The sequence below is a fragment of the Thermosphaera sp. genome, from assembly GCF_059755995.1.
The window spans coordinates 1-18693 of record NZ_DBOUKL010000059.1 but is presented as its reverse complement, the minus strand read 5'-3'; the positions used below and the strand labels follow the sequence as shown (position 1 = coordinate 18693).

28 protein-coding genes and 1 pseudogene are annotated in these 18693 nt (G+C 52.3%); all 29 read right to left on the bottom strand.

The features are described from left to right. A pseudogene (gene rpl15p / locus AC3OH0_RS05995) lies at window positions 1–86 on the bottom strand (50S ribosomal protein L15); the annotation flags it as partial. Between the two features lie 10 nt (window positions 87–96). Next, window positions 97–591: a 50S ribosomal protein L30 gene (locus tag AC3OH0_RS05990; protein WP_193436543.1), complete on the bottom strand. Its 495-nt coding sequence runs from the start codon at window positions 589–591 to the stop codon at window positions 97–99. A gap of 10 nt (window positions 592–601) precedes the next feature. Further along, window positions 602–1246, bottom strand: a complete 645-nt coding sequence (locus tag AC3OH0_RS05985) for a 30S ribosomal protein S5 (protein WP_193436542.1) — start codon at window positions 1244–1246, stop codon at window positions 602–604. Between the two features lie 5 nt (window positions 1247–1251). Further along, entirely contained in the window at window positions 1252–1848 is a 597-nt protein-coding gene (locus tag AC3OH0_RS05980) for a 50S ribosomal protein L18 (protein ID WP_193436541.1), read from the bottom strand. A 9-nt stretch (window positions 1849–1857) separates the two neighbouring features. Then, the gene (locus AC3OH0_RS05975) at window positions 1858–2316 is read right to left on the bottom strand and encodes a 50S ribosomal protein L19e (protein ID WP_498345116.1); all 459 of its coding nucleotides are present in this window, start codon (window positions 2314–2316) and stop codon (window positions 1858–1860) included. Beyond that, on the bottom strand, window positions 2313–2738 hold the full coding sequence (locus AC3OH0_RS05970; RefSeq protein WP_498345115.1) for a 50S ribosomal protein L32e: 426 nt from the start codon (window positions 2736–2738) through the stop codon (window positions 2313–2315). Before AC3OH0_RS05970 ends, AC3OH0_RS05975 begins: the two co-directional genes overlap by 4 nt. Further along, window positions 2735–3289 carry a 50S ribosomal protein L6 gene (locus AC3OH0_RS05965; protein WP_498345114.1) on the bottom strand — a complete coding sequence of 185 codons (555 nt, stop codon included), beginning with the start codon at window positions 3287–3289 and terminating at the stop codon, window positions 2735–2737. The genes AC3OH0_RS05970 and AC3OH0_RS05965 overlap by 4 nt, the downstream gene beginning before the upstream one ends. Before the next feature lie 10 nt (window positions 3290–3299). Then, complete coding sequence (locus tag AC3OH0_RS05960) at window positions 3300–3701, bottom strand: 30S ribosomal protein S8 (protein WP_193436537.1); 402 nt, start codon at window positions 3699–3701, stop codon at window positions 3300–3302. 41 nt (window positions 3702–3742) lie between these two features. Further along, complete coding sequence (locus AC3OH0_RS05955) at window positions 3743–3907, bottom strand: 30S ribosomal protein S14 (protein WP_193436536.1); 165 nt, start codon at window positions 3905–3907, stop codon at window positions 3743–3745. 1 nt (window position 3908) lies between these two features. After that, entirely contained in the window at window positions 3909–4484 is a 576-nt protein-coding gene (locus tag AC3OH0_RS05950) for a 50S ribosomal protein L5 (RefSeq protein ID WP_498345113.1), read from the bottom strand. Next, window positions 4484–5242, bottom strand: coding sequence for a 30S ribosomal protein S4e (locus tag AC3OH0_RS05945; protein ID WP_498345112.1), 759 nt, complete (start codon window positions 5240–5242; stop codon window positions 4484–4486). The genes AC3OH0_RS05950 and AC3OH0_RS05945 overlap by 1 nt, the downstream gene beginning before the upstream one ends. A 2-nt stretch (window positions 5243–5244) precedes the next feature. After that, a complete protein-coding gene (rplX, locus tag AC3OH0_RS05940) occupies window positions 5245–5643 on the bottom strand; it encodes a 50S ribosomal protein L24 (RefSeq protein ID WP_498345111.1) in 399 nt (132 codons plus the stop codon). Window positions 5644–5654: 11 nt separating this feature from the next. Continuing rightward, entirely contained in the window at window positions 5655–6083 is a 429-nt protein-coding gene (locus AC3OH0_RS05935; protein ID WP_193436533.1) for a 50S ribosomal protein L14, read from the bottom strand. After that, complete coding sequence (locus tag AC3OH0_RS05930) at window positions 6083–6436, bottom strand: 30S ribosomal protein S17 (RefSeq protein ID WP_193436532.1); 354 nt, start codon at window positions 6434–6436, stop codon at window positions 6083–6085. The genes AC3OH0_RS05935 and AC3OH0_RS05930 overlap by 1 nt, the downstream gene beginning before the upstream one ends. A gap of 6 nt (window positions 6437–6442) precedes the next feature. Beyond that, window positions 6443–6718 (bottom strand): ribonuclease P protein component 1, encoded by a 276-nt coding sequence (locus tag AC3OH0_RS05925; protein WP_193436531.1) that lies wholly within the window; start codon window positions 6716–6718, stop codon window positions 6443–6445. Beyond that, window positions 6699–6947, bottom strand: a complete 249-nt coding sequence (gene rpmC, locus AC3OH0_RS05920) for a 50S ribosomal protein L29 (protein WP_193436530.1) — start codon at window positions 6945–6947, stop codon at window positions 6699–6701. Before rpmC ends, AC3OH0_RS05925 begins: the two co-directional genes overlap by 20 nt. Next, entirely contained in the window at window positions 6937–7623 is a 687-nt protein-coding gene (locus AC3OH0_RS05915) for a 30S ribosomal protein S3 (RefSeq protein WP_498345110.1), read from the bottom strand. Before AC3OH0_RS05915 ends, rpmC begins: the two co-directional genes overlap by 11 nt. Window position 7624: 1 nt before the next feature. Beyond that, window positions 7625–8098 carry a 50S ribosomal protein L22 gene (locus AC3OH0_RS05910; RefSeq protein ID WP_193436528.1) on the bottom strand — a complete coding sequence of 158 codons (474 nt, stop codon included), beginning with the start codon at window positions 8096–8098 and terminating at the stop codon, window positions 7625–7627. Between the two features lie 8 nt (window positions 8099–8106). After that, window positions 8107–8544 (bottom strand): 30S ribosomal protein S19, encoded by a 438-nt coding sequence (locus AC3OH0_RS05905; protein ID WP_498345109.1) that lies wholly within the window; start codon window positions 8542–8544, stop codon window positions 8107–8109. A 56-nt stretch (window positions 8545–8600) separates the two neighbouring features. Further along, complete coding sequence (locus AC3OH0_RS05900; RefSeq protein ID WP_193436526.1) at window positions 8601–10499, bottom strand: VWA domain-containing protein; 1899 nt, start codon at window positions 10497–10499, stop codon at window positions 8601–8603. After that, complete coding sequence (locus AC3OH0_RS05895) at window positions 10483–11406, bottom strand: AAA family ATPase (protein ID WP_193436525.1); 924 nt, start codon at window positions 11404–11406, stop codon at window positions 10483–10485. Before AC3OH0_RS05895 ends, AC3OH0_RS05900 begins: the two co-directional genes overlap by 17 nt. A 72-nt stretch (window positions 11407–11478) precedes the next feature. Continuing rightward, window positions 11479–12198 (bottom strand): 50S ribosomal protein L2, encoded by a 720-nt coding sequence (locus AC3OH0_RS05890; protein ID WP_193436524.1) that lies wholly within the window; start codon window positions 12196–12198, stop codon window positions 11479–11481. 11 nt (window positions 12199–12209) lie between these two features. Continuing rightward, entirely contained in the window at window positions 12210–12485 is a 276-nt protein-coding gene (locus AC3OH0_RS05885; RefSeq protein ID WP_193436523.1) for a 50S ribosomal protein L23, read from the bottom strand. After that, complete coding sequence (gene rpl4p, locus AC3OH0_RS05880) at window positions 12482–13297, bottom strand: 50S ribosomal protein L4 (protein ID WP_498345108.1); 816 nt, start codon at window positions 13295–13297, stop codon at window positions 12482–12484. The genes AC3OH0_RS05885 and rpl4p overlap by 4 nt, the downstream gene beginning before the upstream one ends. A 10-nt stretch (window positions 13298–13307) precedes the next feature. Then, entirely contained in the window at window positions 13308–14495 is a 1188-nt protein-coding gene (locus AC3OH0_RS05875) for a 50S ribosomal protein L3 (RefSeq protein WP_498345107.1), read from the bottom strand. Between the two features lie 64 nt (window positions 14496–14559). Continuing rightward, window positions 14560–15378, bottom strand: a complete 819-nt coding sequence (locus AC3OH0_RS05870) for a putative RNA uridine N3 methyltransferase (RefSeq protein WP_193436520.1) — start codon at window positions 15376–15378, stop codon at window positions 14560–14562. A gap of 149 nt (window positions 15379–15527) precedes the next feature. Continuing rightward, complete coding sequence (locus AC3OH0_RS05865; RefSeq protein WP_498345106.1) at window positions 15528–17141, bottom strand: ATP-binding protein; 1614 nt, start codon at window positions 17139–17141, stop codon at window positions 15528–15530. Then, complete coding sequence (locus tag AC3OH0_RS05860; protein ID WP_193436518.1) at window positions 17119–17280, bottom strand: hypothetical protein; 162 nt, start codon at window positions 17278–17280, stop codon at window positions 17119–17121. Before AC3OH0_RS05860 ends, AC3OH0_RS05865 begins: the two co-directional genes overlap by 23 nt. Beyond that, window positions 17277–18644, bottom strand: a complete 1368-nt coding sequence (locus tag AC3OH0_RS05855; protein WP_498345105.1) for a hypothetical protein — start codon at window positions 18642–18644, stop codon at window positions 17277–17279. Before AC3OH0_RS05855 ends, AC3OH0_RS05860 begins: the two co-directional genes overlap by 4 nt. Between the last annotated feature and the right edge of the window lie 49 nt (window positions 18645–18693).

Sequence of the window (18693 nt, the reverse complement as noted above, 5' to 3'; positions counted from 1 at the left end):
TTCCTGTGCTGGCCAACCCTTCCCCATCCCATTGTCCTGGTCCTGCCGCGGAGCTTTCTGGATTTTTTCTCCTTTCTCACAACCATTCCAATCACCCTAGATCATTTTCATTATTAAATCGTTAATCGCCTTACCCCTGTAGCCTAGCTCCCCGCTATTCCCTACTGATTTCTTAATGCTCCTCTTAAACCCTCCTCTCGGCGGGTGCATTCTGAAAACAGGTTTAACCAGGCTGTCTATCTCGTGAAGCCTGACACGCCCCTCTAGCAACGCGTCCGCTAACCCTTCTATCCCGCCGGTTATGCCTAGGTGTTTCAGCTTCTCGTTAACGTACTCATCGGTAAGCTTTCTGCCGCCGATGGTTCTCCCCCTACTCCTCAACAGTTCGATAAGGGTTTCCCTTGAAATCTCGCCCCATGTGACCCAGTCCTTGACGGTTTCCAACACGCCTTTCAGCCCGGGAAGGTCTGACGGGTAGATGACCAGGTGGTATTTCCTGTGAAGCCTGAGCAGTTTCAACGCGTGCTCGACGTCGGGCGGGGTGTCCGCCAAGCCCCTGAGCCTTATTATAGCGTAGAGTTCAGCAACCATTTAAACCACCTCAGCCTTTCAACCAGTCAACAGGTGTTACAAACCTGTACGTGTTCCTTAAAGCATTCAACGTTGCCTTTGCAAAGTTCAGGGATGTCCTTGTCTCGCCAAAAGACTCCGTCCACGCATCCTTGATACCGGCCATTCTCAAAACCACTTTACCAATATCTCCGGCTACAAGCCCTGTTCCCTTAGGCGCTGGCTTAATAATGATCTCAACGCTCCCGCTCTTCCCGGTAACCGTGAACGGGACGCTGTGAGGCTCTCCGCACCTGCACTCCCAGCTCCCGCACCCTCTCCTGATCGGGGTTATGTTGAGCTTCGCGTTCCTAATCGCCTTGGCCAGGGCATCAGTGTACTGCTTAGCCTTGCCTGAGCCCACGCCCACGAACCCGTTGCCGTTGCCTATTACTACGACAACCCTGAACTTCGTCCTCCTTCCAGCATCTGTCATTTTCTGAACAATGCCGGCGTCAATCCTCTCGTATTTGAGATCGGGGAGGAGGTAGTCCACTATCTCCGGCTCCAGCAATGGAAGGTTCCTGTCGAATATCTCCTTCAAACTGGTGATCTTGCCTTCGACAACCATCCTGCCTACTCTGGTCCTGGGAACCCATCTCTCCAGGGCAACTTTGTCCACCGCGCTCATAGCCATTTAAATCACCCCTTCACCCCGCAATCCTTCATAATCCTCTCCTTAACCTCGTCGAAGTGTGAGGGAAGGTCAACGGGGTTTAAACCGTTAGCAAGGTATTTTGAAAACCTCTTCTCTAATAAACCCTTCTCGCTTAGTATTTTAGCGTATTCTGAGATGTGCTCACCCCTAATCCTCTCCTCAGATGGGACCACTTCCTCGCTAACCGGTACTTTCAAGCCTGCATCGTTAGCTGCTTTTATCGCCGCATATACTATTGCCCCCTTCCTCGAGGAGTGCAGCCCGATGTCAGGGGTTGCGAACTCAACACCCTTCTTCAAAGCCCTGCAGGCAGCAAGCAAGCCTGTTAAGTAGGCTGAGGGCGTGTTGCAGGTGCCTGCTTTCCACCCATACTTTTTAACCAGCTCCCTGGAGTGAGCCGCCGCTATAACCACGTCTCCCTCAGGCTTCGCCTCGATGATTTGAACCCATATGTAGTTGAGCGTTTTCCTAACAACAAACCTCGGGTGTTTGGAAAGTATCATGACATATCTCTTATAGTAGTTTGTCTTACCCTCCCTTCTCCTCCTTCTCGGAACCTTGTACCTTGGACCCTTCGCCATTCAGGACACCTATTTAACCTCCTTCAAGATCTTGTTCTCCTTCAAGTAGAGCTTGAGGGATGAAAGGTTCTTGAAAGCACCGCCCTTGGCAAGCCTGTAGAGCCTTCTATAAGTCCTCTTGTCGATCAAGTTCTTATCCCTGAGGTATCTGAGGAACCTTCTAATCTTCCTAATCCTTCCCATCCACGCCTCCTTCTCGTCAAGCCTTGCTGTTTTAACACCCTTCCTCTTACCCTGACCCCTCCTCCTGCCCTTAGCCCTCTGGGTTTTCCTAACCTTTGAGCTAACCCCTGCGATCCCGTGTACGGGTTCAACCCATATAGCCCCGTCCTTCACCAGTCTCTTAACCTCCTCCCTCGTTATCGCGCCGCTTACCTCCTCAGCCCTTGACGGGTCAATCCTTATCCTTGAAACCCCTACTCCAAGGATCTCTGCTGCAAGCCTTTTCTGCAGGGATAGATCGCTCATTGACCAACACCTCCCGTGGTTGAAGACTGTATGATTCTCGGCGGGTTAGCAATCCTGAAGCCCTTGGACAATGCCGCGTTGAATATTTCAACCCTCTTCCTGAAGCCAACCGTACCGGATATGTATATTATTGTTGTAGCAGGGTTCAATCCTTCAAGCTCGCTCACATTGTGAACCACGACGGGTTTCAAGCCGGTCGGGTGGAGGCCTCTCGCTAGGCTTGGACCCCTGTAGCCTATCTTAACAACCGGTGGGAATCCTTTAAGCTGCCTCCTCATCTTGTTATCAATACCCTTGGGCTTCCTCCACTTGGGCTCGTTCTTGAACTTCGGCTTCTTCCACCATAAATGCCTGAGGAACTCCGGCCTCTCCTTGTTCATCTCATTCCTTAGCCTCAATAATCTCTCGAAACCACTGCTCATACAGCCTCACCCTTCTCGTAAATAAATATTCCATCTGAGAAAACACGCCTATCCCTATCAGGTATCTTCGTAGCCCTTTCAATGCTTGCAGCTGTCAACCCAACCTCCTCAATGTCCAGCCCTTCCACTATCACGTCGCTCCCGCTGACCTTGACCTTGGCGTTCCCGTAGATCTTAGCGATCCTGTCGGCTTTTTCTCCTATGAAGTTCTTTATCCTGACAATCCTGTTCTTCTCGTCAACCACAACCGTCATTGGGAAGTGCGACGAGATTATTTTCAGCTTGTACCGGTACCCCTTTGTCACGCCCGTGATCATGTTTCTTATATGAGCAGCTATCGTCCCTGCCAGCGCCTTCTTCCTCCTGTCAGCGAGGAATGCTTCAACAACAACTCTTCCATCCTCAAGCCTTATCGTAATATCCCTTGCGTAGGAGAAGTCCTTTGACAGCTCTCCCTTCGGGCCCTTCACAACCACTTTCAAACCGTCAACAGTGACTGTGACGTTCTCGGGGATTTCAACGGATTCCGCGATGTGAAGCCTCCTAACCATGCGGGCCACCTCAGTAGCAGTAGGCTAGCAGTACCCCGCCAGTCTTCTTTTCAACAGCCTCCTTGTGCGACATAACGCCCTGGGATGTGCTGACTATTAATATCCCGATGTTGTAGGCTGGCAGGTATCTTTTAAGCCACTCCGGGAACTCCTCGAGCTCCCTGTACGAGACAGGGTGCCTCGGCTTAACAACACCTATCTTGTTAATCCTTCCGAGAAGCTGTACTTTTATCTTCCCCCATCTCCCGTCGTCAATATACTCGAACTCGCCGACATACCCTTCTCTCTGCAAAACTCTCAGAACGTTTAAAACCAGCTTAGACGCTGGCCAGAGCACTACCTCGCTCTTCGCCCTTACCTCAGCGTTCTGTATTGCCGAAAGCGCGTTTGAAAGCGTGTCCATGACCACCATGGGTTAAACACCTCTCCTCCTTAAATCCACACACCACCTTTTTAACTGTACTTCTTAAACCCTATCGTCCCCGCTACCTCGCGGAAGCACTGCCTGCACAGGTAGAGCCCGTACGCCTGGATAACAGCGTCTCTCGAACCGCATCTCTGGCACTCCTGGACTCCACGCCCATACTTGTGTATTTTAGGCTGTTTGAACTTGCCCATCCTACTCACCCACTATTTCAACACCGAACTCGTTTTTCAGGAAAACCATTGCTTCAAGCTTGCTCACCCGGTGCCTCCTAGGAATCCTCCTCTTCCTGCAACGCTTCCTCCTCATCACCCTGTACCCGGGTCTCTCAATAGTTATAGCGACATCCATTCCGAAAACACCTATCTCGGGGTCGTACCTTACCCCTGGCATGTGTATGTGCTCCTTAATCCCCACGCTAACGTTCCCGTAGTCGTCGAAGTAGGATGCTTTAAGCCTGTAGCCGAGGGTCTCGAAAACCTTGCGGAGGAACTCCCTGGCCTTGTCCCCTCTCAGCGTGACTATTGCAGCAATGTTCTCGCCCTTTCTAATGTTGAAGTCCTTGATAGTCTTCTTCGCCCTTCTCGGGACAGGCTTGGCACCGGTCAACTCCTCTAGGACTTTCAAAGCCTTTGGAAGCTTGTCGGTCTCAGCCCCTACTCCAATGTTAACCGTAACCTTGCTTATCCTGGGCTTGAGCATTGGGTTGCTGTTCCACTTCTCAATAATCTTCTTCTCAACATCAGGGGTTAACACTGTTGCCGTGGACATCACCAAGCACCCTCGGGAAGCGTTATCAACGGCTTATCAACACCTATCGGGAAGATGTAGTCAAGGCTTGTCTGAACCCTTGCCCCAGTCTTATCCTCAATGGTTACAATACTCCTATGCCTTCTCATACCCCTGTGGATTGAGACAATCCTGCCAACTCTTCCAACGTTCCTACCACCGGAGATGATGGCGATGACGCCTTCTTTCAGCGGGATGTAATTGAGTATTTCCTGACTGGGCACCGATATCTGGAGAACGCCCAGGGTTTCGTAAACATCTTCGACAGGGTTCCTGGGGTCGTTAACCCTGATGAGAATGTTCCTGCCGTCGTGAAGGTTTAGCTGGATGTGCCCGTTTTTAACCGTTGTCTTATCCTCTATTCTGACAAGCTTGAACGATGCCTCCTCCCTGGTGATCTTCACCAGGTCGAGGACTTTAGAGGGGACTGGGACTACTCTATAGTACTCGTTAACACCTACTACTTCAATAACATCCATCATTCCAACAGGGAACTTGTAGCTCCTCCTAACCTTCCCGTCTACTTTGAAATATCCTTCGCTTATCAGCCTCCGAGCCTCCCTCCCTGTTTTAGCAAGCCTCAGCACATCCCTTACGACAAGTAGCAGCGGGATGGACCTGGCTATTGCGTGAGGGCCGGGGCTGGGTTTGACAACCCATTTATACTCCTTCCTAAGTATCGGCCAGTACCTCGGGGCTGCTATGGCTTTTAAATGCCTGCTCCCACCCATACTACCCATGACTACTCACCCTCCTTCTTCGACTCCTCGGTCTTACCCCTCCGCCTCTCAACGATTTTGAGGCGGAGCTTGTCGCTGAGATCAAGCTTCGTAATCATGACCTTGCTGGGGTGGATTGGAACGTAGACAGGGGTTCCATCAGCCTTCTTCTTCTGAACCCCTTCTATAAAGATCCTCACCCTCTTCAAATCCACCCTGACAACCTTGCCCTCAGCTCCCTGGAAATCACCCCTCATAACCAGCACGGTGTCTCCTTTCCTCACCGGGAGCCTTTTAACACCGTACTTCTCCACGAGCTCGTCGCTGAGCCTTGCTGTTAGAAGCTTCCTCCTCAAGTGCAGGGGCATCTCGGCGAGAGCCTTCCTCTGCTTGCCTGGTTTATGTGAAGCTGTGACAGCCATAAACACACCTCCTAAATAATCATTGATGCAAGATTAGCTATCTGGGGCCACCTCTCCGCTGCCTCCCTCGCGATAGGCCCCCTGATCTCGCTTCCCTTAGGCGTTCCCTCAGGGGTCAGTATAACCACAGCGTTGTCCTCGAAAGCAATCCAGGTGCCGTCAGCCCTCTTGTAAGGCCTCCTCTGCCTCACAACTATTGCCTTAAACACCTGCTTCCTCATCTCCGGGATCCCTTTCTTAACGCTCACCACGACAAGGTCTCCAACGCCTGCTGGGGGAACCCTCCTCAGCCTTCCATGATAGCCTGGCACGCCGATTATCATTACTTCCTTAGCACCGCTGTTGTCAGCCACCTTGGCTACTGTTTGAACCTGAAGCCCTGTGTTAACCCTTCTCCTGGAGAAGGCTGGCTTGCCGGCTACAGCTCTCTTAGCACCCATCAGACACCACCTGCCTTCTTAACCACTGCTAGGACAACGAAGGAAACAGTCTTAGAGAGGGGGCGGGTCTCACCTATTACTACAGTATCACCCTCCCTTACCTCTATGCAGGGCGGGAGGTGGGCGTGAATATGCTTCTTCCTCTTCTCATACCTCATGAACTTCTTAACATAATGAAGGTAGTCGTGCCTCACCACGACCATTCCGTGAGCCTTCCTCTTGCTCACAACCCCGGTTAGCACGACCCCTCTAACCTTGACATGCCCGTGCCACGGGCACTTAGGGTCCTCGCAAGTCCTCTCCGGCGGGGTTAAGCCCTCTAAACCTATATTGTTAACCTGAGCCCTGCTCATGCAAACCTACCTCAAAACCATTTTAACACGTTCCCAAGGTCTACCCAATATCTTAAACCCTTTAATAACCACGCTTCCACCATCTGGAAGCGTGAACTCGAAAACACCGTTCTCCTTGAAAACGCGTATCCTACGGGAAGAGTTCTCGAGTACAAGGGTCTTAAGGGTTTCATCAACCACCACTCCCTCGAAACCCTTGACGGATGGGTCGGAGTATTCTACGACACGAGCCTTCAGGCCTATGAGCTCGTGGTATACTAGGTTACTGCTTCTCCTCTTCAACAGGAACCTCCTCCTTAACCTCTTCAGCCTGTTGCCTACCCTTTGCTGATTCCTCGCGCATAACCGTGAGTATTCTAGCAATATCCCGTCTAACATTCCTAATCCTGGCAGTGTTCGTCAAGGTACCGACCTTTGACTGAAGCCTGAGCTTGACAAGCTCCAGCCTGAGCTCGTTAAGCTTTAACAGCCTCTCCTCCGGAGCCATCTTCCTTATCTCACTAGCCTTCAACTACACCACCCTCCTGGGAGCTCTCTGCCTCCCCGCCTGGCTGCGGGGCCGCCTGCTTCAAAGCCTCAGGCTTCACAGGCTTGATCTCCACGTGGTCGGGGAGCTTTATGCCGGGTTTAACAATCAATACTTCAACACCGTATATACCGGGCTTGAGCAATGCTCTTGCAACAGCCCTGTCAACAATGTATTCAACGGGTTCGCCAGCCTTGTATATCTTGCCAACCCTCATCTTCTCGTAAGTAGCCCTCTCCCCTCTCAGCTTACCGCTGATTATTATCTCAGCACCTACTGCGCCAGCATCCATAATCCTCTTCAACATCCCCATCATAACCCTTCTAAACGGTATCTCCTTCTCCAAAGCCCTGACAATCCTGAAGGCGACAACCCTGGCGTTCAAGTCGGGGTCCATCACAGGTGAGACGGTGATGTTAACGTTCTCTAGCCCGAACCTTGTCTGGAGGATCGTGGTCAGCTTCTTGATAACGCTCCCTCCCCTGCCTATTAGCCTGCCAGGGTACTCAGCATATATCACAACCCTGTGGCCGGTCGGGGTCCTGAAAACCTCCACCCCGGCGTACCCGGCGTCCTTGAAGTAGTTCGCAAGGAACTCGTCTATCATCAGCTTTTTCAAACCATAAGATAGGAAGTATGATTTAACCCTTGGCCCCACCATGCTACCCCACCTCTTTAACAATTACCTCGACATTGCTCAATCTCCTGTACTTAGGGGTTGCCCTTCCGAAAGCCCTTGGCATATATCTTTTAAGAGTGAGCCCTTTGTGAGCAGCTATGTGGATTATCACAAGCTTCTCCTTGTCCAAGCCCTTGTTCTCAGCGTTTGCTTCAACATTCCTTAAAACCTCGAGCATGTACCTGGCACCCTTCACAGGGTACCTGCCAATAGGCCATTTAAACCTGTCAGCCAGCCCTTTCTTATGGCTCAGCTTGCCCGTGTACCTTCTGAACGGGACTGCCTGCTTCATCTTCAAAACGTCTTCCAGGAACCTTATAGCATCCTGGAGCTTCATTCCCTTCAAGGTGTAGGCAATCTCCCTCATGTACTTTATCGACACGGGAATATCGTACCTGGCTGCTTTAGCAATCTTTGACTCGTCGAGAAAGCTAACCGAGTAGTGCCATGTAGGCATGCTCCCACCTACTTAGCGAGCGCTACGAACCTGCTGCTACGGGTTGCCTTCAACCCGGGCTCCCCGTGGGTTACCTTCTTCGTGGTAATGCTGAACTCTCCCAGGTAGTGCCCTATCATCTCAGGCGATATCTTAACGGGGACGAACTCCTTGCCGTTGTAAACAGCTATTGTTAAGCCGATCATCTCGGGGAGGATGATCATGTCTCTAACATGTGTTTTAACCACGCCCTTCCTGGCAAGCTCCGGGTTGCCCCTAACCTTCCTAATCCTTGCGAGAAGCCTGATCTGAGCCTTGGTCAAACCCCTCTTCAAACTCCTCCTCTGCCTCGCGGGCAGGAGGTTTATCAAGTCATCCATCGGCATGTTGAGCAACTCTTCAAGAGTGTAGCCTCTATACCTGAACTTCCGCCACTCAACCGGCAGGTCCTGTAGACTCAGCGCCAACCCTGTTCACCCAGCACGTAAGCAATATGTTATCTAATTCTAAGCTAGACTGTATTTTAAACATTTAATTTCCTTTTTAAAATCTTTGGTATCTTCTCAGGGCTCGACACTACTTCAACCAAGCATCCAGCACTCCTCATCAACTCGACAACCCTCTCGTCAGCCTGGGAAGGAGTTATCACGACCACTTTCACACCCTTCCCCGTGATCCCGGCCGCCTCAACCCACGGGTCAACATCCTGCACTGTCTGCTGGAGATCGGTGAACAAGACGATCCTGCCGGAGCCTGTTTTCAAGCTCAGCCTGTAAGCCTCCCTGAGAGCGCTGGAGATGTTAGTGTATCCTTTAAAACCCTGCTGGAAAAGGTTCTCCAGGTAGTTTACGAGGAGCCTTTGGGTTTTCGCCCCCGGCGCTCTATATATAACGGGCTTCTCCGAGAACATTACAACCCCGCTTAAAACCGGGGTCAGGGATGCCAGGGAGAGAATGGACCATAGGGAAAACCTTGACATACTCCCGCTCACGTCGACAACACCTACAACCCTAACCCTCCTCTCCCTCCTCCTGTAGACAATCGTCTCATCCATTCTAACATGTTTAAACATGGTCTTCCTAACATCCACCCTGCCCCTCCTCGCTGAAACCCTCCATTCAGCTGAAACGCCTCTGCGAGCCCAAGCCCTGTTCAAGATCATGCAGCCTATTTCAACAGCCCTCCTCAACATGCTGGGCTCAACCTCAAGCCTCCCCCTGGTTGAAACATACTCCCACAGCTTGTACGATAACGCCTCGAGAGCTTCAGCAGGGTCCTGCCTGGCAATAATTGTTATAAGCCTTCTGGAATCACCAGCCTGCAAGCCCTCGTGAAGCCTCCTCAGCCCCGGCTCCAGCGCCTCCGGGTTAACCCTGGAGGCCAGGTACATTGAGTAGTCGAGGTATGAGGGGTCTCGGGTGAGGAGGTAGGCGACGTAGTTCATGAGGGATTGCCCGAGAATGGTTTTCGAGCGCAAGGGCTCGCCAAGCCTGTCAGGGTTTCCAATACCTGCTAGTGAGAAAACTCCAAGCTGGCTCAGCAACGGCTCGTAGCCAGGGTTCTTGTATATCTTGTCGATAATCCTCCACCTATCCCTCAACGAGAGCTCCTCAAGCCTTTTCGCAAGCCGGGACATATCATCTCTAGACAGGAAGCTAGAGTCAACCTGTGGAAGCATGTAGGGGAGTAGCGCGCTCGCTTTCAGCCTCGGTGAAACCCTGCTCACAACTCTCTCAATCCTCCGGTACTCGTTAAGGCTAGGCCTCCACCCAGCGTTCAGCCTTGATGCGATTTCATGGTCAATCCTCTTGTCAACCCCCGGGTTTCTCCCGTAGAACCTGCTGGCAAACTCGACTATCTCATCCCTTGACATCCTCTCCAGGACACTGCTTGAAACAATCTTGCCCCACAGCTGGCTGGGAACCTCTCCAAGGTACTTGTTTAGGTCTTTAACGGTGATCGAGCCCCTGGCCCCCATGCTTCTTAAACGCTCAGCATCTACGACGAAGCCTCCGTTGCGGCTTCTCCGGATAACCCCTGTCTTCCTATACCAGATATACTCCAATACCTGCTGAGGCGTTGAATCCTTGCTCAACAGGTCTGAAACCCTCACGGTCCTGGATCTTGAAAGCCTCGCCTGGAATGACTGGTCGAGGCTGAATGATGCTAAAACCTCCTCCCCGGTTTTCTCCACGGGCTTAAGGCCGAGCGCGCCCCGGAGAAGGTCCTTGTACTGCTCCAGCTGCTCGCGACTCCTCAGCAAGCCCTCCAGCGTGAGGCCGAGCTTGACGTAAAGAATTATCCTGTCAACGGAGACCCCGGTTGCCCCAGCTCCTTTGAAGGCTTCCCGGATCCAGTCCTCTATTCTCCTAGAAAACTCTTTTTTCAAAGCCTCGGGTGATTCTTCACCGTAAGACTTCATTAACCAGTTCCTCGTCCTCAGGGTTCTTGTAAAGGGTTGACAAGCCGGCCTGCCTCAGCTCCTCATCCCCAACCCTCTCCCTACCCCTTGCCTCCGCCAGGAGCGCGGCCATGGTTAGCCATGTGACCGTGTCTGATATCCCTGGCTTGTAGTTAGCCTTCTCCCTTAGCTTGTTGACAATGGATAGTGCTTTCAAAACATCATCATCCCTTAGCTTCTGGAACAGGGAGCCTAGCTTAAGCCTCACTATCTCGTACTCCTCCTCGATGCTCGGGTATTTGAACTCAACCCTCACAACCCTTCTCAGGAAGGCATCGCTGAGCTCTCCCTGCGCTATGTCAAGAGGGTTGCTGGTTAAGACTACTTGGAACTCGTCGCTCTCCTGGCTGTAAACCTTCTTCAGCTCCGGTATGATAATCCTCCTCTTATCGATAACGTCGAGCAGCATGTTCTGGAACTCCTCACTGCTCCTCCTTATCTCATCTATGAGGACCCCTGTCCCCATGATGAGTGCTGCTAGAAGCGGCCTCGGTATGAAGCTCTCCTCGTTGAAGCCTTTAGCCATTGCCATGGCAGGGTGGAAGTCGCCTATAACCCTGTACTCGTCATAGTTCTCGCTACATGGTAGTATGAAAGGGGTTTTACCAGCCCATAGGTAGAGTATGGCCTCGCCTATCTCGGTCTTCCCGGTTCCGGGAGGGCCCTCGTAGAGAACAGGCCTATTATTCATGAATGAAGCAATCGTCAAGTACACTACATAGGGCTTGACAACGAGCTTGAACTCGCTTCTCAAAACCTCTATGATCTCCTCAGGATCCCTAACCCTTTCCCTGCGCTTGACAACGGGCTCGTAGGTTTCGAACACTTTCCTAACCACTGGATCGTCTCGAGAAATAGTTGCTGTCATTTGCAGAAACCTTTCAGGAAAATCTAAGGGGAAACCCCTAATTAATCCTTAGCTTGGAAAAAGCTGTAAAGCCTAACCCTTCCTCCTGCCAGTTCTCCTGGCAGCTATGTGCCCGACCTTCCTGCCCGGAGGAGTCATCCTTGAGATTGTCGAGGGTCTTCCAACATGCTGGTGGCTTCCACCACCGTGCGGGTGGAACGCAGCGTTCATCGCCACACCTCTAACCCTAGGCCACCACCTGGACTTAGCGCTCCACTTATAGTATGACGCGCCAGCTTTCAGCAAGGGTTTCTCAAGCCTTCCCCCACCGGCTACAACGCCTACCATGGCCCTTGCCTCGTTCGGCACCTCAATGATCTTGCCGCTGGGGAGCTGGACCTGGGTCTTGCCCCCGGCTCTCCCAACTATTATAGCGTAGGTTCCACTAGACCTCACGAACCTTCCGCCATCGCCCGGGTTCTTCTCAATATTGCATATCTGGGTTCCCTCGGGTATTGAGCCTATGGGCAGTATGTTGCCGTGAACGGGTTTCGCAGCAGGGCCTACTTCAATAACCTGCCCCTTATACATCCCCTCGACAGCTGGAACGTAGAAGACCAGGCCGTTCTCAAGCTCTATCTCTGCGAGAGGCACCCACCTGCCCGGGTCGTGGATGAAGTCAGCTACCACTCCCTTAAACGTCTGGTCGAACGGTATCAACGGGTATTTCGCCGGCGCTACGTGAACGTGATCCGGTGTCCTGAAATTAGGGGATCCACGCCCCCTTCTCTGAATGATAAGCCTCTTACCCATTCAAACCACCCCTAGATCAAGCCTATTTGAGCCGCCACGTCGCTGGCCTTGTACTCCGGGGCCAGCTTGACGTAAGCCTTCTTCTCCCCCTTAGGGGTTACAAGTATCCTGACCTTTTCAACCTTAACGTTGAACAGTGTTTCAACAGCCCTCTTCACATCCTGCTTGCTAGCGTTGATATCCACTATGAAGGTTAAAGTGTTCTGCTTGTCAATCATGCCCAGGGCTTTCTCGCTCTGAACAGGCCTCACTATTATGCTGTAAAGCCTTTCGGTCTCACTGCTCACAGGAACACCACCTCGAACTTCCTGGCAACCTCTTCGAGAGCTGTCTTCGAGAAAACTGTAAGCCTCCCGGGCACCCCGCCGGGCGCCAGGTGCAGTATCCCCAGGTTCCCGGGCGTCGCAATATCCACGCCAGGGAAGTTTCTAACAGCCTTGGCAAGCGGCTTCTCATAGCTTGTGAGGACGAAGAGTATGCTCTTAGGCTCAACATACCTGCGCCCCCTCATCTTGCCCTTACCAGCCCTGATCCCGGTGCCCTCCTGGCTTCTGACAACATCATCCCATAAGCCTAGCTTTGAGAGCCACTCCCTAGCCTGCTTCGAATCGCTTATCTTCTCCTCGGCATCATCCAGGACTATGATGGGGAGCGTGTCAGCTGTGAACACGTGCCCGCGGGCTTTAACCAGCTCAATCCTTGAAGTAGCCGCTAAAGCTGAGGCTATCGCGTAAACCCTCTCCTTCTTGTTAACCTCCTCGTGAAGCTTTCTCTCAGGCGTTGGCGGGAATGCCAGGTGCCCCTTCCTAGTGCTAACCACGAACCTGGCCGTTCCATTGGGGAGTCTCGGGACTCTCGCAATACCGTAGCCAACTCCCCAGTACTTGGCGGTTGTCCTCCTGCCAGCCATCGGGTCCCTGCCCTTAGGCTGGAGCATGGCTGTGAAAGCTGAGAGGAAGGCCCTCCTTATCAAGTCCTTCCTAACAGGTAGCTGGAACACCGGGGGGAGTTCGATACTGCCGGCCTCACCCCCCTCGGTGTTGAAAACCTTCACCGTTAACCTGTCAACCTGCATGGGAACCATTAAAGTCCAAGTCACGGGCTACCACCTAAACACCTTGCTTACTCTCAAGGTTTAAGTACGTGATCCTGGGAGGCTCGATCGGGAGCCATGCAGGAGGTCTAACAGGGTGTCTCAGTATCAACAACCTCTTGGCAGGGCCGAACACCGTGCCCTTCAGCATCAAGTAGGGTCCGTAAACGAGGCCGTAGTGTAGGAAGCCGCCGCTGGGCGTTACCTCAAGACCGTTCAACCCTATCCTGAGGACACGCTTATTGTAGTCGGTTCTACGGTGGAATCCTGTCTGACCAGCCTGCGGAGGCTCACTCATTGTTCCGAAAGCAGGGCTCCTCGACCCTATCTTCCTAGCACCCTTCCTGTGCTTATGCCATCTCGGAAGCACTTTCACGCCAAACCTTTTCACCACGCCCTGGAAGCCCTTGCCCTTGGTAACCCCTATCACATCGATGAACTGTCCCTCGGTGAAAACATCCTTAACCGTTACCAATCCGCCGAGAATGCTCTCCCCGTACTTCACAACTTCCTCAACCTTTCCCCCGCCTATCTTTATCTCAACGATCTCAGGCTTCTTCTTACCGAAGCCTGAGAGAACAGGTATTGTTGAAGCCAGCGCTCTAACCTCGACAACGTTGCCGGTGAATACTTTCTTGAAAGCCTCCTCCCAGTTGGTCTCCACGAACTTGAACCCGTACTTACCTGTTGGATCAGGTTTTACAAGGCCGTGGTTGAGCTTCCTAAGCCCCTGCAGGTACTTCCTGACAACGCTGTCAACACTGTCGGTGAGCAAGGGGTTCTTGCTGTAGTATTCCTCGTAAGCCCTCCCCACTGCTTCAACAGGGCTCCTCCAGGCCTCGCCGAGGGAGACGAGGCCTCCCTGCTCTCCAAAACCGTAAGCACGTAGCCCAAGGATAACCATGGGCGGGGCATCCAGGATGGTTACGGGCGTGAAAACCTCCTTACCCGTGAAAGGAGTGTGAGGCCTGTCCTCAACCATTAAACCATGGGTCATGCCAGCCTTGTACGCGGCGAAGCCCAGTAGCACAGGCTTCGACACTACACCGTGCTTCTCAGCCTCCTTCCCATACTTCTCCAGCACCAGCTCAGCCCATGTTTTAACAGGCCATGTCTTGACGCGGGGAGTCAGCTCCTCCGCTCTCTTCCTCGGTCTAACGCCAAGGCTTCCGCGTCTCGGCGCGTGCAGCTTTCGATGACCCATTAGCTTCCACCTTCATGGATGGATTATTATACAGGTTTTAAAGCATATTGTTCAATCTAATTTTTCAGATCCTTTTTAATTTTAAAGCATGGTTTACTAGTCCAAGAGTTATTATTAAAGCCTCCTCCGTTCTCACAGTTTTAACTTTTTGACCGGGCACAGTGTTCCACACGTCTCCAAGCTCCTCGAGCCTGAGCCCCTCAGCACCAGCTATATCGTGAAGCCCTCTCCCCGGGGATCCGAACAGTATTAAAACCCTGCTACTGGATGCTAGGGCTGAGAGCTCGTCGAAGCCTGGGACACGCCCATACCTGCTAGTCGCCACGATCCTCGCATCCCTGTTGCCCTCTACAAGCTGCTTGAAACTATCCGTGAACCGGAGCTCAGGCCCCTTGTAGAAGTCCCTGTCCACACACTCAGCAATCTTCTCCTCGGGATCCACTATCCTGATAACTGTCAACCCCTCCCTGCACTCACCGGTTGCGTCGAAAACCCTTGAGGAGTCAATATATACTTTGAAGCTCCCGCTCTTCTTGAACACGTATCCAACTCTTTCATCCCCGGGTTTGAGCCCGCGGGGGACGTCGAACCATTCCAGGCGGATGGGAGGGAGGATTCCAACATGTTTCAGGACGGGGCTTCTCGGCACAAGCCTCCTTCTCAGGTAGGGGGGTGTGAAGAAGTACTCCCAGTGCTTCCTGATCAGCCTAACATACTCCCTGTGCGCAGAGAGATCGGTCTCGAAATCCTTGTAGAAGAATGCTCTTGAAACCCCGAAAATCCCTAGGATCCTAGCTACTTGATGGATCCTGAGGGTTTTTAAAAGAAGGGTTGACTCCACCCGGAGAATGCTCGTGGGGACTGCAACGTCTACCTCGGTCATTTAAAACCCTATTGCTTCTCCTTAGCCTGCTTCTCCCCGGGCCTGACTTTTTCCTTGGTCATGAAAATGGTTGTTCTCTGCCTACCGCCCATCAGCCAACACCTCTCTGAAACCACTGAGAGTTTTTAATGCTTTGAAAGGGTTTTAAATCACGAGCTGTTTAAGCCCATGGGTGTTTTAACCCTTAATAGAACGGGAGCCGCCTCCTCAGTGTTAACGTAGAGTGCTTCCCCAACCCCCAGCTTCATGATGTGCTGTGCGTATTCAGCCCCAACCCCTGTCGACTTAACCGCTTTCTCAACGTAATCAGCGTCAAGGGAGCCGAAGAATACAAGGTTTGAAGCATTCTCAAGTATTTCTCTCGGAACATCCCCAGGGTTCTGAGTAGCTATTACAACGCCAACCCTCCAGCTCCTCCCCTCCTTAACCAGCTCGACCAGGGAGCGGAGCCTGCTAACCCTCCACGCCTCATCGATCACTAGTAGGTTGCTGAAGCCCTCCCTTCTTGAAAGCCCGTTTCTCAAAACCCCTATCACGATGCCAGCGTACACGTTTTGGAACAGTATGCTCCTGCCCTGGAGCTGTAAAAGCACGTTCTCCTTGTGAATGCTTTCGAGAAGCTCGTATCTCGGAGGCCTGTTGAAAAGCTCGAACAATGGGAGGAGCACTGAGCCCTCGCCCCGGTGGAGGAGAGCGGTGATCCCTGATCCCTCGACTAGTTCAAGCGCTTCGAGAACCCTGCCAGGATCCGTGTTCAGGGAGGTTGACAAGGAGTCAACCACTATCATCCTCCAATCAGCATCGCTCAGCCAGCGGGGCTTGTGGGCAAGGTTCACCACAACATCCTCGGGGGTTAAAACCCTCGTCAACCCCTGGGGGAGGTACTTTGCCAAGTCTCCTTTGAAGTCTATGGAGAGGGTTTTCAACTCGTCGAATACGCTTGCAGACTCTATCAAGGATGCGAGCAGAGCTGTCTTCCCCCTTCCGGTTGGGCCTATGACAACCATGTGCTTGTAGAGTTGTTCGACAGGTATTTGAACAGGCCTGTTATCCCTCAGGTCAACCCCTAGGAAGACACCGTCCGTGAACACGCTCTTCTTCTCAGGAGGGAACGGGTGTATGAAGCCAAGCCTCCTCGATTCTGAAACAACGGGTTGTATATTGTTGAATGCTTCAAGGTTGAGGTCCAGTCTTAAAATCCTCACCAGCTCGCTCTTCGAAGCCCTCCTTAGGGTTAGGCCGTAGTATGTTTTGAAAACTCTTGAAACAGCTGACTCATGGTATTCGAGAAGAGACCTAGCCTCCTCCACGCTCCTTGCGAACACCCTTATCTTGACCAGGAGGACGGTGCTGGTGAAGGGTTCGCCCTTCAGCAAGGCCTCGTAGAGCTTGCTCAGGACTTCAAGCTTCACCCTGTGCTTAACCCTGCTGTGCTCATCCTGCGACCCCTCCAGCTTGATCCTGGTGTTCAGGATCTCGTTGACAAGCCTTCGGGCAAACCATTTCAAATCAACCTCATCCTTGACGATCCTTACCTCGGAGTTAACCGGGAGCTTGTCGAGTATTGAGGCAAAGGTTTCAACATACTTTCTCGCCGAGGACTCGTTGAAATCCCTGACAGAGTAGTCCACGCTGTCGCAGACAAGGATCCTGGACACGATCACTCCCTTCTCCCCAAAGAGTGTTACAAGATCCGGCGGCTCTATTCTCAAATCCCCGCTCACGAGGCCAAGGCTCGACTTAATCCTCTCTATAATCTTCAACACCAGCCCACCTTGAAACAAGCTCGAGGAAAACCGCTGTTGAAGCAATAGCCAAAGCAGCACCGTATTCACCGTTCAGAAAACACGCTAGGGCCAGGATCAGGGATAGTGCTGTTAGAAGTAGCCGAGGATTTCTCAAACCCCTGTGAAAAACCTTGCCACGCGTGGTGAGACACCTCCGAGAAGTCTTGCAACCGTTAGTGAAATAGTTGCAAGCATGGCTGTGTAGACTAGCGGGAGGATCATCAGGTCGACAACTGCGAGGGAGACCCAGTATATCATCGACTCCGGCTCGAGAACGTTGACATCTATCAGCGATGCAGTGAAGTAGTGCTCGTCGACGAATGGTCTAGCATACCCTTTAAACCACGCGTTAACAGTTATGTTTGACACGCCTGAAGGTATTTCGAAAACGGTTTTCAACAAGCTTAAACCGCTCCATGAAGCGTTAACCCATCCCTCAATCCTTGAATTGTTGACAAGGATTACGGCGTTGTCCCCGGACTGTATGAATGCTTCAACACTGCAGGAGCCTCGTGTTTCAACAACCACGACCGTGCTGTTCCCCTCCTTGGAGTACGACACCGGTTTAGCCTCGCAGTTGAAGAACAGTATCCTGTTAACCCCTATGGAGGCCGCATCCGGCAGCTTCAGGGAAGCATTGACCATTCCGTTGACAGCGTGCTTCGAAGGGTTGAACACTACCATGTACTGCTTGTCGGCGAACCCGAGGACAAGGGTGTGCTCAAACCTTGGGAACCCGCCGCTGTAGAAGGATTTGTAGACAGCTCCTTTCTCGCTGACAAGGTACCTGTAGATTAAATCCCCCTCCGGCCCGTAACCCTCAACGACTGCGTAGCCGACGGGGTTGTTAAACATGTCCTTGAAGAGTAGGCTGGCCGAGTAAACCTCGCCCTGGTTGTACGGGATGGGGGGTGTTCCCTGCGAGACTTTTTCAACGAAGACGGGCATTAAGGGCGCAGCGGTTGAGAAAACTATTGAAACCGATATCACCGCTGCCCCCACGCTCCTGGTTAGCCTGAAGGGGACTGCGTGGAGCATTATGCCTAGAGCTATCAGCATCTCCCTCAGCCTGTTAACCACACTGCTGGCGGTGTAGATGACTATGATGGTTGTTGAAACAGTTGCGAGGTGGCTTGCCAAGGGGCTTATCAACCCTGTCGAGATGAAGGATAGCCCGGACCTGCTGAGGAGTGAGCCTATGATTTTCAAAACACCTATCATGGCTAGGAGCTCGTTAAGCCTTGTTAAAACCCACGCAGTGTAGTACTCCCAGTCAACCCCTAGGAGGATGCTTAAGTATTCCACGAGCCACAGGAGGATCCTGAACGAGAAAGCAAGGATTGCAGAGTACACGCCGTCCATGATTAAAGCGTTAGCAAGCTTTTTCAAACCGTAAACAGGTATTGGGAGGGCTTTGAGCAGGACGCCGAGGTAGTATGAGAGTACTGAGAGGTAGAAGGCTGCTACGAGAAAGTCCATGGGCAACCCGTTGCCATAGCGCTAGGTTAAACCGTGGGGGGCGGGGGCA

Coding starts and splice junctions, on each gene's coding strand:
- AC3OH0_RS05990 (WP_193436543.1), bottom strand. CDS start 591: ATGGTTGCTGAACTCTACGCTATAATAAGGCTCAGGGGCTTGGCGGAC.
- AC3OH0_RS05985 (WP_193436542.1), bottom strand. CDS start 1,246: ATGGCTATGAGCGCGGTGGACAAAGTTGCCCTGGAGAGATGGGTTCCC.
- AC3OH0_RS05980 (WP_193436541.1), bottom strand. CDS start 1,848: ATGGCGAAGGGTCCAAGGTACAAGGTTCCGAGAAGGAGGAGAAGGGAG.
- AC3OH0_RS05975 (WP_498345116.1), bottom strand. CDS start 2,316: ATGAGCGATCTATCCCTGCAGAAAAGGCTTGCAGCAGAGATCCTTGGA.
- AC3OH0_RS05970 (WP_498345115.1), bottom strand. CDS start 2,738: ATGAGCAGTGGTTTCGAGAGATTATTGAGGCTAAGGAATGAGATGAAC.
- AC3OH0_RS05965 (WP_498345114.1), bottom strand. CDS start 3,289: ATGGTTAGGAGGCTTCACATCGCGGAATCCGTTGAAATCCCCGAGAAC.
- AC3OH0_RS05960 (WP_193436537.1), bottom strand. CDS start 3,701: ATGGTGGTCATGGACACGCTTTCAAACGCGCTTTCGGCAATACAGAAC.
- AC3OH0_RS05955 (WP_193436536.1), bottom strand. CDS start 3,907: ATGGGCAAGTTCAAACAGCCTAAAATACACAAGTATGGGCGTGGAGTC.
- AC3OH0_RS05950 (WP_498345113.1), bottom strand. CDS start 4,484: ATGTCCACGGCAACAGTGTTAACCCCTGATGTTGAGAAGAAGATTATT.
- AC3OH0_RS05945 (WP_498345112.1), bottom strand. CDS start 5,242: ATGGGTAGTATGGGTGGGAGCAGGCATTTAAAAGCCATAGCAGCCCCG.
- rplX (WP_498345111.1), bottom strand. CDS start 5,643: ATGGCTGTCACAGCTTCACATAAACCAGGCAAGCAGAGGAAGGCTCTC.
- AC3OH0_RS05935 (WP_193436533.1), bottom strand. CDS start 6,083: ATGGGTGCTAAGAGAGCTGTAGCCGGCAAGCCAGCCTTCTCCAGGAGA.
- AC3OH0_RS05930 (WP_193436532.1), bottom strand. CDS start 6,436: ATGAGCAGGGCTCAGGTTAACAATATAGGTTTAGAGGGCTTAACCCCG.
- AC3OH0_RS05915 (WP_498345110.1), bottom strand. CDS start 7,623: ATGGTGGGGCCAAGGGTTAAATCATACTTCCTATCTTATGGTTTGAAA.
- AC3OH0_RS05910 (WP_193436528.1), bottom strand. CDS start 8,098: ATGCCTACATGGCACTACTCGGTTAGCTTTCTCGACGAGTCAAAGATT.
- AC3OH0_RS05900 (WP_193436526.1), bottom strand. CDS start 10,499: ATGAAGTCTTACGGTGAAGAATCACCCGAGGCTTTGAAAAAAGAGTTT.
- AC3OH0_RS05895 (WP_193436525.1), bottom strand. CDS start 11,406: ATGACAGCAACTATTTCTCGAGACGATCCAGTGGTTAGGAAAGTGTTC.
- AC3OH0_RS05890 (WP_193436524.1), bottom strand. CDS start 12,198: ATGGGTAAGAGGCTTATCATTCAGAGAAGGGGGCGTGGATCCCCTAAT.
- AC3OH0_RS05875 (WP_498345107.1), bottom strand. CDS start 14,495: ATGGGTCATCGAAAGCTGCACGCGCCGAGACGCGGAAGCCTTGGCGTT.
- AC3OH0_RS05870 (WP_193436520.1), bottom strand. CDS start 15,378: ATGACCGAGGTAGACGTTGCAGTCCCCACGAGCATTCTCCGGGTGGAG.
- AC3OH0_RS05855 (WP_498345105.1), bottom strand. CDS start 18,644: ATGGACTTTCTCGTAGCAGCCTTCTACCTCTCAGTACTCTCATACTAC.